General features: G+C 74.4%; 13 protein-coding genes and 1 tRNA gene. 5 read left to right on the top strand and 9 right to left on the bottom strand.

Features of this window, described 5'->3' with window-relative positions; genetic code table 11:
• Positions 1-341 precede the first annotated feature (341 nt).
• Positions 342-710 (bottom strand): SHOCT domain-containing protein, encoded by a 369-nt coding sequence (locus tag AC3AQ1_RS09925; protein ID WP_108720127.1) that lies wholly within the window; start codon positions 708-710, stop codon positions 342-344.
• Positions 711-755: 45 nt separating this feature from the next.
• Here AC3AQ1_RS09925 and AC3AQ1_RS09920 point away from each other — a divergent pair, with 45 nt between their 5' ends.
• Together AC3AQ1_RS09920 and AC3AQ1_RS09915 are read left to right on the top strand one after the other, a co-directional pair.
• The gene (locus tag AC3AQ1_RS09920; protein WP_199916452.1) at positions 756-1,541 is read left to right on the top strand and encodes a hypothetical protein; all 786 of its coding nucleotides are present in this window, start codon (positions 756-758) and stop codon (positions 1,539-1,541) included.
• 159 nt (positions 1,542-1,700) lie between these two features.
• Positions 1,701-2,468: a CPBP family intramembrane glutamic endopeptidase gene (locus AC3AQ1_RS09915; RefSeq protein ID WP_234417452.1), complete on the top strand. Its 768-nt coding sequence runs from the start codon at positions 1,701-1,703 to the stop codon at positions 2,466-2,468.
• A gap of 101 nt (positions 2,469-2,569) precedes the next feature.
• Here AC3AQ1_RS09915 and AC3AQ1_RS09910 read toward each other — a convergent pair.
• Positions 2,570-2,640 (bottom strand) — tRNA-Gly (locus tag AC3AQ1_RS09910).
• Positions 2,641-2,774: 134 nt separating this feature from the next.
• Here AC3AQ1_RS09910 and AC3AQ1_RS09905 point away from each other — a divergent pair.
• Positions 2,775-3,818 (top strand): glutathione S-transferase family protein, encoded by a 1,044-nt coding sequence (locus AC3AQ1_RS09905; RefSeq protein WP_108718846.1) that lies wholly within the window; start codon positions 2,775-2,777, stop codon positions 3,816-3,818.
• 156 nt (positions 3,819-3,974) lie between these two features.
• Here the strand turns inward: AC3AQ1_RS09905 and AC3AQ1_RS09900 are convergent, their stop codons facing one another.
• From AC3AQ1_RS09900 to AC3AQ1_RS09885, 4 genes are all read right to left on the bottom strand, one after another.
• Positions 3,975-4,172, bottom strand: coding sequence for a helix-turn-helix transcriptional regulator (locus tag AC3AQ1_RS09900; RefSeq protein ID WP_108718845.1), 198 nt, complete (start codon positions 4,170-4,172; stop codon positions 3,975-3,977).
• Between the two features lies 1 nt (position 4,173).
• The gene (locus AC3AQ1_RS09895; RefSeq protein ID WP_108718844.1) at positions 4,174-4,641 is read right to left on the bottom strand and encodes a hypothetical protein; all 468 of its coding nucleotides are present in this window, start codon (positions 4,639-4,641) and stop codon (positions 4,174-4,176) included.
• A 298-nt stretch (positions 4,642-4,939) separates the two neighbouring features.
• A complete protein-coding gene (locus AC3AQ1_RS09890; RefSeq protein ID WP_159096487.1) occupies positions 4,940-5,146 on the bottom strand; it encodes a hypothetical protein in 207 nt (68 codons plus the stop codon).
• Between the two features lie 87 nt (positions 5,147-5,233).
• Positions 5,234-5,725 (bottom strand): hypothetical protein, encoded by a 492-nt coding sequence (locus tag AC3AQ1_RS09885; RefSeq protein WP_108718842.1) that lies wholly within the window; start codon positions 5,723-5,725, stop codon positions 5,234-5,236.
• Between the two features lie 71 nt (positions 5,726-5,796).
• On the opposite strand from AC3AQ1_RS09885, the gene dcd reads away from it, so the two are divergent.
• Positions 5,797-6,375 carry a dCTP deaminase gene (gene dcd, locus AC3AQ1_RS09880; protein WP_108720126.1) on the top strand — a complete coding sequence of 193 codons (579 nt, stop codon included), beginning with the start codon at positions 5,797-5,799 and terminating at the stop codon, positions 6,373-6,375.
• A 29-nt stretch (positions 6,376-6,404) separates the two neighbouring features.
• Positions 6,405-7,340 (top strand): hypothetical protein, encoded by a 936-nt coding sequence (locus AC3AQ1_RS09875; RefSeq protein ID WP_159096486.1) that lies wholly within the window; start codon positions 6,405-6,407, stop codon positions 7,338-7,340.
• Between the two features lie 30 nt (positions 7,341-7,370).
• Here the strand turns inward: AC3AQ1_RS09875 and AC3AQ1_RS09870 are convergent, their stop codons facing one another.
• The 3 genes from AC3AQ1_RS09870 to AC3AQ1_RS09860 form a co-directional block, all read right to left on the bottom strand.
• Positions 7,371-9,422, bottom strand: a complete 2,052-nt coding sequence (locus AC3AQ1_RS09870) for a PQQ-binding-like beta-propeller repeat protein (RefSeq protein ID WP_108718840.1) — start codon at positions 9,420-9,422, stop codon at positions 7,371-7,373.
• A 51-nt stretch (positions 9,423-9,473) separates the two neighbouring features.
• On the bottom strand, positions 9,474-11,261 hold the full coding sequence (locus tag AC3AQ1_RS09865) for an outer membrane protein assembly factor BamB family protein (protein WP_108718839.1): 1,788 nt from the start codon (positions 11,259-11,261) through the stop codon (positions 9,474-9,476).
• An 80-nt stretch (positions 11,262-11,341) separates the two neighbouring features.
• A complete protein-coding gene (locus tag AC3AQ1_RS09860) occupies positions 11,342-12,241 on the bottom strand; it encodes a hypothetical protein (protein WP_108718838.1) in 900 nt (299 codons plus the stop codon).
• Positions 12,242-12,358 lie beyond the last annotated feature (117 nt).

Here is a 12,358-nt window from a genome sequence, read left to right as displayed (position 1 = left end):
GCGGCCGTGTCCGTAAGGCTGGCATCCGGCCGACAGTTTGTCAACACAAACGGACATATGCTCCGCGGCCCGGAGGAGGCTGGAAGCACGACGGCGAGCGGCGCCGTCGGAGGGGCGCTTCGCGGTGGCGCATCGCGCACGACGGCGAGCGGCGCCTTCGGTGGGGAGCTCGCCGTTCGCGCGGCGTGCGCCGCCGGCGCGCCACCCACGACGGCGAGCGGCGCCTTGGGTAAATCGCGCGGCATCGAGAGTGGCGTGCGGCCCACGTGTCGCGGCCCGCGGCAGCGCGACGGGGCGGTCGTCGTTCGGGCGACCGCCCCGTCGTGCCAGGCAGTGGCGCGCTACGCGAGCAGCTTGGCCTTGGCGGCGGCGAACTCGGCGTCGTCAAGGAGCCCGGCCTCCTTGAGCTGACCGAGCTTCTGCAGCTCGGCGACCACGTCGACGCCGGCCGCCGGAGCAGCGGGCGGGACGGGGGCGGGAGCCACGGGCGCGGACTGTGCGTACTGCGCGGCCGCAGCCTGGGCCGCGGCGTCGATCTGCGCCTGCTGCTGCGCGGCGCGGTACTGCTCCTGCTCGTACTGGGACTGCGCGCGCTGCTGCTGCTTGCGAGCGGAGGCTCCGGTCACGGCACTCGCGGTTCCGGCGACGACGGCGGTGCGGGCCGCCAGGCCGATCAGGCCGGGGCGTCCGACGCGACGAATCGGTGGCATGGGCGTGCCGGCGTGCGGCCGCGGGGGCGGACCCCGCAGTTCCACGTGAACGGGCGCGAGACGTTCGTCGTGGGGATCGACTGGGTGGACGGCTGGCCGGTGGTCGACGAGGGGTGGTTCGCGGTGCCGCGGGTCGACACCGCGTTCGTGGACACCTTCTCGGGTGAGCTCGACCTGCGGTGGGTGTCGCCGGGTCGGACTCACTGGGATCTGGTGTCGGCTGCGGCGGGCGGCGTGGGTGGCGTGGTGGTGGCGCCCGCGATCATGGGTGCGTCGGGAGACGGCGTTCCGGGCGACGGCCAGGGCGGCGGCGACGGCGGGGTTCGACCGGCGCTGTGCGTGCGGGCGCGGGATGCCGGGTGGCGCGCGAGCGCGCGCTTCGCGGGGACGGATGCCGTGCACGGGACGTATCTCGACACCGATCACTGGGTCGAGCTCCGCGTCGCCGGCGGGCGCGCCGTGGCGGAGGTCGGCGTGGCCGGGCTGCGGCACGTGCTCGCGGACGTTGCGGTGGATGACGGCGCGGCCGGCGACGGCTCACCCGTCGACGGCGAGGCGGGCGTCAGCGAGGCGCGCGACGGCGAGCTCGACCTCTGGTGCGCGGCTATCCCGTTCTCGGACTCGCCCTACGCCCAGGGCGGGCCGGACCAGGTCGTGCTCGGGCTGCGCACGGGCGACGGCGTCGACGTCGAGATCGCGCGGATCGACGGTCGACTGCTGTCGACCGAGGTGGCCGGCGGGTTCACGGGCCGGATGATCGGCGTGCGCGCCGCGCCCGGCGGCGCCCCGGTGACGCTCACCCGATTCGCGTACGCCCCTGCCGACGACTGAGACCATCAGCGGACTGGTACCCACCGGCGCGCCCGGGCCAATCCCTGCTGCCATGGTCGACGCATGACCGACGCCCCCGTCTCCCACCTCAGCCGACCCGGCGACCCGTGGCGGCGCTTCTGAAAATGAGGCACTTGGTGGGAGGCCCTGATCGCTGCGGTGGGGTACCTCGTCCTGTACGACGGGTTCTCCGCGCTCGTGGTGGGACCGCCCTGGGGTGATCGGGTCAGCGAGGACCTGCTCGGCGACCCGTCGAGCGTGTTCGTCGTGCTCCTCGTGCCTATCCTCTTCGGAGCGTTGGTTCTCCTCGCCTTCACCGCGTGCCTGGGCTGGCTCGAGCAGCTGCTGGGTCGCCAGCCGATCGGCGGGCCACGCTGGATGTGGGTTGCCGTGGTGCTCACGGTCGTCCCGATCGCGCTGCGCCTGGTCGGCATCAACTACGCCGCGTTCGACCCATCGGTCATCGCGCTCACCTTCGCCTCCGGCCTGCTGATCGGGTTCACCGAGGAGCTGCTCACCCGCGGCATCGCGGTGCGCGTCCTGCGCAGCGCGGGCTACCGCGAGCGGGCGGTGGCCCTGATCTCCTCGGCACTGTTCGCGCTGCTGCACTCGTCGAACGTCTTCCTCGGCCAGGCGCCGCTCACGGTCGCCCTGACCGTGGTGTTCGCCTTCGGCTTCGGGATGATGATGTACCTCGTGCTCCGGGTGACCCGAAGCCTGGTCTGGCCGATCCTCATTCACGGCCTGACCGACCCCACCACATTCCTCGGCTCCGGCGGGGTCGACGTGGCGACCACCGACCCGAGTCCGTTGGTGGCGCTCGCCGGACCGTTCAACATCGTCTTCATCGCCGTCGCGCTGATCGCGTTGCTCCTCGTCCGCGGGCGGGTGGGTGCTCCCGCGCCGAGCGCGGAGCTCGGCCGCTGAGGCGGCACGACCGACGCGGGCCGAGTGCCGCGGGCGATGACCGGGAGCCGCAGGGGATTCGGAGAAAGAAGGTGGCTGGTCGACGCCGACCGGCTCATGGGAGCGGGTGACGGGAATCGAACCCGCGCTATCAGCTTGGGAAGCTGAAGTTCTACCATTGAACTACACCCGCGCTGCCGCCGTTCCGGGGCTGTGAGGCGTCCGGCCTGACGACGACGTCGATCCTACCTGCTCCTCGCCGTCGTGCGTGCCACCGCCCGATCCGCGCACGAGCGCGCCGCGCGCCCGCCGGGTCATGATGGACCCATGAGCAGCGACGGCAGCAACGACGGCGAGCACCGGACGAGCTACACCACGGCGGGCGCGGGCTACACCCGCGACGCGCGCTACATCACCACCCGCATCACCCGCGACGGCGAGGACGGGTATCCGGTCGAGCCGGGCCGCTACCGGCTGATCGCCGCGCGCGCGTGCCCGTGGGCGAACCGCACACTCATCGTGCGCCGGCTCCTCGGACTCGAGGACGCCTTGTCGGTGGGCCTGCCCGGCCCGACCCACGACGACCGATCCTGGACCTTCGACCTCGACCCGGGCGGCGTGGACCCCGTCCTCGGCATCCACTTCCTCCGGGACGCGTATCTGCGCCGGGATCCCGGGTATCCGCTCGGGATCACCGTGCCGGCCATCGTGGAGGTGAGCTCGGGCGCCGTCGTGACCAACGACTTCGCTCAGATCACCCTGGACTTCTCCACCGAGTGGACCGACTACCACCGCGACGGCGCGCCCGACCTCCTGCCCGAGGCGCACCGCGACGAGATGGACCAGGTGATGCGGCGGATCTACACCGAGGTCAACAACGGGGTCTACCGGTGCGGGTTCGCCGGCTCCCAGGCCTCCTACGACGAGGCTTACGACCGGCTCTGGATCGCACTCGACTGGCTCGAGGAGCGGCTCACCAGCCGGCGCTACCTCGTGGGCGACACGATCACCGAGGCCGACGTGCGCCTCTTCACCACGCTCGCGCGGTTCGACCCGGTCTACCACGGCCACTTCAAGTGCAACCGGCAGAAGCTCACCGAGCTCCCGGCGCTCTGGGCCTACGCGCGCGACCTGTTCCAGACCCCCGGCTTCGGCGACACCATCGACTTCGAGCAGATCAAGCAGCACTACTACGTGGTGCACCACGACGTGAACCCCACCGGCATCGTGCCCAAGGGGCCGAACCTCGCCGGCTGGCTCACTCCGCACCACCGCGAGCAGCTCGGCGGTCGCCCGTTCGGTGACGGCACCCCGCCAGGACCCGTGCGCGACGGCGAGCGCGTCACCGCGGGGCACTCGCCCTTGGCATGACTCGCCTCGGCGCGGCTGCGCCGGTGGGTGAGTTCGCCCAGAACGGCCCGTGGCGTCGAGAACGGCCCCCGGCGGACCGTTCTCGACGCCACGGGCCGTAGTCGGCGCAGCCCCTGCGGCCCGAGCGCCTCGGAAACCCGAGGCCCCCGGCGGCACTCAGGCGTCACCGGGGAAGAACAGCTCCTCGATCCGCGCCTCGAACACGGCGGCGATGCGGAACGCGAGCGGGAGTGAGGGATCGAAGCGTCCCCGCTCGATCGAGATCACGGTCTGACGCGAGACGCCGAGCTCGTCGGCGAGGCGCTGCTGGGACCAGCCGAGCCGAGTGCGCGCCTCGAGCACGGAGTTGCGCACGTCAGCCCTTTCGCCGAGCCACGAGGTAGCGCAACGCGCAGGACGCCGCTGCCACCCCGATGAGCACGACGAGCACCAGGCGCAACGGCAGGTCGGCGATCGCCGGCACGAAGGTCGCGACCACCAGAGTCAGCCCGGCGAGCACCACGATGTCGCCCAGCGCGCCCGCCGCCGCGCGCTCGTACCACCCCGACTCCACCGACTCCTCGGGACGACGCGTCGCCCCCGCGATCGTGTCGCGATCGACCACGAGGAGGTAGCCGAGCGCGGCGCACGGCCCCACCGTGCACACGGCGAACACCACGCCGCCGAGCAGCGGGTGGTCCGCCACGACTCCCGTCGCCGCCGCGAGCGCCCCGAACCCCGCCGCGAGGACCACCCCGATCAGGAGTGCGACGGCGAGTGCCGACCAGCGGCCACCACCCAGTCGCGATCGACCCCACCTGCTGCGTGCCACCCCATCGCCCATGGCCTGCTCCTCGTCCGAGTCCGTCGGCCGCGCGGCGCGCGACCCGCTGTAAAACGGACTTTACATGTCAAGCGCACTTCACACAACGGAGGGGGGCGACCTAGCCGTGACCCGCGCGACCGTGCGGTGGGAGTACACCGCGCGATGACGTGGCTGGCCGGACAGTCCATGAACGAGAGGAGCTCCTCGGCACCTCGCAAGGGTCCGTGTGCGACGGCGAGCGGGTCACTGCGGGGCACTCGCCGCACGCGGGCCGAGCGCAAGCCGGCCGTCGCTCAAGCCGGCGCACAGCAGGCTTTCAGCCGAGCGACACCCCCCGGACGTCCCGCGGTGGCCAGTTCGAGGCGTCGAGAACCGCGCGGCCCCCCAGAGGCTCGGCCAGGACGACGGTCCGCTCGACGATCGGATTGCTCGACCAGGTCCAGCGCGGCTCGTCCGCATCGGCTGGCGGTTCGCCCACGAAGTCGCCGCTCACCCACCAGATCGTGACGGAGTCGGCGGTCACGACCACCACGGGCTCGCGCAGGTACGGGGAGGGGTCGCGGCCGCCCGTGCACGCGGTCTCGGTGACCTGGAGCCGAAGGGTGGTGTCCTAGGCGGCTGCGTCGGGGGCGCCCAGGTGGGCCCAGAAGGTCCAGGGCTCCGGCGGCACCGGGGCGAGCGAGCACCCTCCCCAGCCCAACGCCTGCAGACCGTCGGGCGTCCTGGCGAAGGTCACGATTTCCGCCGCGTCGTCCAGCGGACCCACGGGACCCCAGGCGCCCAGCCCGACCAGCACCTCGTCGCCGGTCTCGCGCAGCACGATCCACCGCGCGTCAGCCACGGGCGCATCCTGCAGCTCCTGCGGCGCGTCGATGCCGCCCTCGACGGGCGAGCGTCTCCAGCGCCGCGAGAACCGCGTCCGGATCGCTCGGCTCGAGCCCGCCGTCGAACGCCGCTGGGGCGAACGGGAGGCCGCCCCAGCACGCGACGGATCGGCGCTCGCGCCCTGACCCGCGGGTGCGGCGCAACCGCCGAGCGCGAGGGCGGCCGCCGCGACGAGCAGTGCGGTCGGCACGCGGTCGACCTCGCGTGAAGCCATCATGACCCCATCGTGTCTCGAGCCGCGCGGGGCTTGCCCCCGACCCGAGTCTCGTGCCGCACTACGGTGGGCGGGTGCTGCTCTCCGACCGCGACATCCGCACCGAGATCGCCTCGCACCGCGTGGTGCTCGAGCCGTTCGACGACGCGATGGTCCAGCCGAGCTCGGTCGACGTGCGCCTGGACCGGTACTTCCGGCTCTTCGACAACCACAAGTACGCCGTCATCGACCCGGCGAAGGACCAGAGCGACCTCACCCGCCTCGTCGAGGTCGAGCCGGACGAGCCGTTCGTGCTCCACCCGGGCGAGTTCGTCCTGGGCGCCACGCACGAGCTCGTGACCCTGCCCGACGACGTCGCGGCCCGCCTCGAGGGCAAGTCCTCGCTCGGGCGCCTCGGCCTGCTCACGCACTCGACGGCGGGCTTCATCGACCCCGGGTTCACCGGCCACGTCACGCTCGAGCTGTCCAACGTCGCGACCCTGCCGATCACGCTCTGGCCCGGCATGAAGATCGGCCAGCTCTGCTTCTTCCGCCTCTCCAGCCCCGCCGAGAAGCCCTACGGCTCCGGCGCGCAGGGCTCGCGCTACCAGGGCCAGCGCGGTCCCACTGCGTCCCGGTCGCACCTCGGGTTCCACCGCACCCAGGTGCCGTGAGCGGTGCCGTGCCCGGTGCCGTGAGCAGGGTGAGGCGCCCTGGCATCGCCCCCGCCGTCGCGCACCACCACCACCTGCTGCTGCTGGCCGACGACGTCGAGAGCGACGAGGTCGCCTCACTCGTCCTCTCCCACGTCGCGGGCTCGCAGTGGACCGCGCTGCCCACGCCGCAGCTGCCCGGCGTGCTCGACCTGCTGCCCCGGCACCAGCGCGGCAGCACGCACGGGGCGGGCGACCTGCCCCCCGCCCTCACCGAGCGCGCCACGCTCACCGGTCCGTGGCGCGTGGACCTGCGCACCCGGCACGCCCTCGCCCTCCCGGCGTGGGTGACGCAGGCGTGGGTGGTCGACGTCGAGCCCGACCGGTCCGGTCCCGCGCCCGCGCTGCCCCACGGGTACGGCCCGCTGCTCGACGCGTTCGGCGCCCACCACCCCGACGGCGTCGAGCGACAGGTGCTCGACGTCGTGCACGCGTGCGCGCGACGGCTCGCCGGGATCCTGCGCACCACCACGGGCGTGCTGCTCGAGCCCGACCCGGACTCCGCCGTCGACCTCACGGTGCACGCCCCGGTGTGGCTCACCCCCGAGGCCATGGGCCACGTGCTCGGGCCCGTCCTGCCGGGGGTGACGGTCCTCGACGGCGCGGTCCCGACCGCCGAGCTCGACGGGTACCACGCGTTCTGGCGGCCGTCCGAGCGCGACGACGAGCCGGGCGTCCTCGTCGAGGCCGAGGGCGCCGAGGTGCTGCCCGCCCCCCTCGCGGACGCGGCGTGGACCGGTCAGGGGGTCGTGACCTACCGCCTGCGCTGGCTCGCGGAGGGCGCGGAACGAGAGCCGACGACACGAGGTGCGCTGCGCCGTCGTGCATCGGTGCGCGAGGCGATCGAACGCGCCGCCGCGGCGCTGCGCGCGGTGGTGGGCGGCGAGGTGCTCGACGAGGACGGGTTCCTCGTCGACCTCGCCTGACCGCTGCGCGTCGCTGAGCCGGCCGCCCGCTCAGGGCAGCGCGTAGAACGCCATCTCGTCGTAGCCGATGGACACCGCGCGGCGATCCCCGGCGGGTGTCGCGCCGTAGCCCTCCGGAATGGACCCCACCGGTGCACCCGTGGCCGCGTCGAGCACGTCCACGCGGTCGTCGGCGGCGGCGAGGATCCGGTCCCCAGCGACGCCGACCGCCCAGGGCCGGCCGTCCTTGAGGTCGTACTCCCAGATCAGCGCGTCCATCTCGGCCGAGATGCCGATGAGCCCGGTCTCGAGGGCGAGGAGCGGGTGCTCGGGGGACCCGACCACGTACGGGTACTCGTCCGTCGCGTACAGCGGGTCGCCCACGTCGCCCGTCGCGGGGTCGAACGGGGAGTAGACCGAGCCAGAGGACTCGTAGGAGCGGCCGAGCGGGATCGTCGTCCAGCGGCCCCAGCCGCCGGCGAGTGAGGTCATGTCGTCGTAGTCGATCGTCCAGAGCTCGTCCCCGGCCGCGTCGAACGCGGTGATCGGGTAGGAGTCGCACACGTACCCGGTCTCCCCCACGTACGCCGAGTAGCACTCCAGCGGACCGCCAGCCTCGGCCGCGGTGAGCGGGTAGGTCGACGAGCCGACGCCGAGCAGCACGCCGTCGGCGAACCGCCCCCAGGACGCGTCGTAGATGATCGCCTCGTCCTCGTAGGTCACGTCCTCGGCGAAGTCGGGGTCGAGGTCGACGAGGTCGGTCACCCAGGCCCGCGTGCCGTCGACGTCGTACCAGGCCAGCGACGTGCTGGCCGTGTCGATGTCCGTCTCGCCGAGCAGCGCCACGCCGGCCGTCGTCGCGGCGATGCTCGCCGTCGGGGTGTCGACCTCGACGTCGAGCACCTCCGCGCCCGAGGCGACGTCGAGCTGGACGAGGTGCTCGCCGCCGGCCCGCGCGCCCGCGCACACGACCACCTCGCCCGACGGCGCCGCGTCCGTGGCGATCACGTCCTGGGCGCACACGACGCTGTCCAGCGTGGCCGTCCACACCGTCGAACCGTCTGCCACGGACAGCGCGCGGACCTCGACGGGCTCGTCGCCGACGAAGTCCCGCGTCATCGCGGAGACGAGGACGTCCTGGGCCGCGACGACGCCGGCCTGGTAACCGCCGAGCCCGTAGATGTCGCGGTTCGTCGGGTACCCGGTCGAGTCGTCGAAGGCGAGCGTCCAGGTCGGGGCGAGCTCCGCCGTCGAGCCCGCGGGTGCGGCGGGGATCGACGGGTTCGCGATCGTCGGCTGCGGGTCGGAGCCGGTCGGGGCGTCGGGACGGCTGTTGTTGATCCCCGCGATGACGAAGCCGAGGACGACGATCGCGCCCACGACGATACCGACGCACCCGCCGTTCCGCTTCGGGGTCGGGCGGGCGGGGCGCCCGAACCCGACCGGGGCGGGGGTCGAGGGGCCGTAGCCGCCGGGCCGGGAGGGGGCCCGGGTCCCGCCGGGGGCGGCGGCGTAGCCGCTCGTGCCCTGCTGTGCCGGCCCGGCACCGGCCGGGGGCGCGCCGGCCGGAGTGCCCCAGGCGGGCACGCCCGACGGCGCGGCGTAGGGCGCGGCGCCGTAGCCCGGCGCGGAGGACGGCGCGGCGCCCGACGGCGAAGGTGGCGTCGCCTGCCACGGCTGCGGCAGGTAGGGGTTCGCGTGCGAGGGCGCCGTCTGGCTCGACGAGGCCGGCGACGCCGCCGCCGACCCGGCGCTCGACGCGGGCCACACGGGCGAGGTGGACTGGGGCGGCAGGCCGAGCTGCCCGGGCTGGCCCGGCTGGCCGGGCGCCAGCGGGTAGCCGCCCGTGCCCGACTGGTGGGCCGGATAGCCCGGTGCCGACGTCGCCGACGAGTACGGCGTGGCCGGGCCGCCAGGAGCGCTCGGCGCCCACGAGCCGGTGCCGGAGGCGGGCGCACCCGGCGCGGCCGACGGAATCGCCGGGGCTCCGGGAGCCCCCGGCGCCGGGGTCGCGGTGGACCGCTCGAAACCGAGCGTCAGGTCGTCGGACAGGTCGTACTCGGGTGGCTGCTCGCCGTCGCGCTGGTCACCGGGTCCGGGCATGGGCCGACGATACCCAACCGGTTCGGCCCCCTCCGGCCGCGTCCGGCGGACTCAGGGCAGCCGGACCAACGACACCGAGTGCGCCCCCCGCTCGAGCACGAGCCGGTCGCCGACCGGGATCGCGTCGTACAGGTCCAGGCGCGCCACCCGCTCACCCGTGGCCAGGTCGAACACCGCGGTGAGGTCCCACTGGACCACCGCGACTCGGTCGCCCGCGACCGACACCCGGGACACCCACTGGTCCCCGAGCGGCGCGCTCCAGCGCCGCGCGCCGTCCGGGGCGAGCGCCAGCAGGCGGTCGCCCACGACCACCAGGGGGTCCCCGGGCGTGCCGGCGAGCGCCGGCGACACGTCACTGTCGAGGTCGACCTCGCCCAGCGTCGCGCCGTCGTCGAGGCCGACCATCGCGTACGTGTCGTCACCCACGGCGTCGTGCCGCGTCACGAGCACCGGCACCGCCCAGCCCGCCTCGGCGCTCAGCGCGGCGTCCGGGACCGTCCACTCCACGGCACCGTCCGGTCCGTAGCGCACGGTCTCGGTACTCCCGGAGCAGACGAACGCGTCGCCGTCCACCAGCACCGACCAGCACCGGTCGAGGAGCGAGACGCCGTCGGCGTCGACGCGCATGCTCGCGTAGTAGGGCAGGTCCAGCAGCACCGCGTCGCCCGCTCGCAGCCAGTCCGCCTGCCGCAGGTCGGCCACGCCGTCGCTGTTGCGCAGGTCCTCCTCGAGCTCGGGCTCGACGTCGAGCAGGTCCGTCTCCCACGCCGGCTCGACGGCGAGCCCACCGTCGTCGAGCGCCCACCAGGCCAGCGGGGTCGCCGCCGTCGCCGGGTCGGTGGGGCCGACGAGCGCGACGCCGTCCGTGCCGGCGCCGATGCTCACCGGGTCCCAGGGGAGCGGTGCCTGCGCCCGTACGCTCCCGTCGGCGACGTCGACGACGAGAAGCTGCTGCTCGCCGTCGTGCACCCCGGCGCAGACGACGGCCGGCGCGCCTTCCCAGCTGATCGCCTCGTCCGCGCACACCCCGCCCGCGAGGTCGAGGCGCCAGGCGGGTGTGCCGTCCGCGAGCGCCAGGGCGGCGATCACGCGCGTGGTGTCGGGGTAGGTCGTCTCCCCGAGGCGCAGCACGACGAGGTCACCGGACACGAGCACGGCGTCGAGGTCGCCGAGCCCGGCGAGCGGCCCGGGGCTCGCGGCGAGGTCCTTGAGGTCGGTGCGCCACACGACGTCGAGCGCCGTGTCCGGCTGGACCGGCCGGTTGGCCTGCACGTACGTCAGCACGCCGCCGATCACCAGGAGGGTCAGGAGCGCGGCGGCGGCGACCACGAGGCGCGTGCGGCGCAGCCACGAGCGAGGACCGCGTCTCGAGCGTCCCGCGGCGGCGCGTCCCGCCGAGCGGCCGGGGGCGGGTCTGCGGCTCGGGGTGCGGGGGCGCGCCGGCTCGTCGTCGGGACGGGAACCGGCGTCCGTGGCGGGAGGGACGTCGACGGCGCGGACGCCGTGCGGCGTGGGCTCGTCGTCGGTGGGTGCGTCCTGCGGCACGGCGCCGGGCTCGGTATCGGGGGCGGAGTCGGGCCCGGCATCGGGGTCGCGCTCCGCCTTCCGCCGACCGAGGAGCGCGCCGAACCACGCACCCCAGGAGTGCGAGCGGCGACCGCCCGCGCGCTCGGCGGCTGCCCGGCGGGCGGCCAGGCGTCGCCGCGACCGTCGCTCGGCGTCGCGCGCCCGTCGCAGCTCACGCTGCGCGTCCGGGGGGAGGTAGGGGTTGGGCTCGTCGTCGGCCGGCTCCTCGCGATCGGGCACGGGCGGCCCGAGCCCCCACTGCCGACGCGCCACGGGGCGACCCTACCGGCGGGCACGGGGCCACCTGTGGCAGCCGGGGCACCGGGGGCCGCCGAGCGACCGGGACGGGTGCGCTACCCGAGCGCGCGCGCCACGTGCGCCGCGACCAGCGGATCCGCGAGGTAGTACTCGATGGCGTGCCGGCCGTCCTCGGGGTTGACCACGCCCGTCTCCTCGAGGACGTCCGGCAGGCCCGCGCCGACCGGCAGCAGCGACCCGACGAGGTCGCCCCCGATCGCGACGGCGTCCTGCGGGTCGCGCGCGTTCACCCAGTTCACGACCGGCCGCGGGAACTGCCGGATCTCGAGCCGGCCGAGCGCGGTGATGACCGCCTGCCAGGCGAGCGGCGCGCCGAGCGTCACCAGGAGCGGGATCCGCCACGACTCCCCCGCGGGGTGGGCACGCAGCACGTGGTAGGCGATGACGGCGCCCAGCGAGTGGGCGAGCACCACGGTGGGCTCGCCCGCGCGCACGACGCCCGCGACGCCGTCGTCGATCATCTGCCGCAGGCGAGTGTCGGTGAGGTAGCCGTAGCACTCCCGCGCGACGAAGGCGACGGTCGCGCCCGTCATCCCGGGGACGTAGCGGTCGACGGCGGCGAGCACCGTGCGCACGTAGCCCCACGACGGCGGGGCTGCGCCCTCGTCGTCAGGTGCGGCCACCGCGGCGAGCTGCGCCGCGGAGAAGTTGTACGCGCGTGCGACCTGGACCACGACGTCGAGCACGAACTCACGCTCACCCGCGTGCAGGTGCCCGCGCAGCGAGACCCGCTCCGCCTCGGCGCGCGTGACGCCACCGACGAGGTGCGTGAGCGAGTCCCCGTACCACGGCAGTCGGACGTCCTCGTCGGCGAAGGGGGCGTCGATGCCCGCCGCCTCGAACCCGGAGCGCAGCGCCACGAGCCATTGCTCACGCATCTGCGCGGGACCGAACAGCGGCCTGCTGCGGCCGTGGACCAGAAGGATGCTCGCCATCGAACGTACCTTTCGGGAGGAACTCCACGTGACGCTCCCATGGTGCCACGACCGCGCCCGGATGGCCGCCTGTTGACCTGTGCTTGACGGGGAGACCCGCGGGAGGCCGACGATGCG

It is taken from the genome of Miniimonas sp. S16, assembly GCF_057748195.1.
This window is presented reverse-complemented; position numbering and strand designations above follow the sequence as displayed.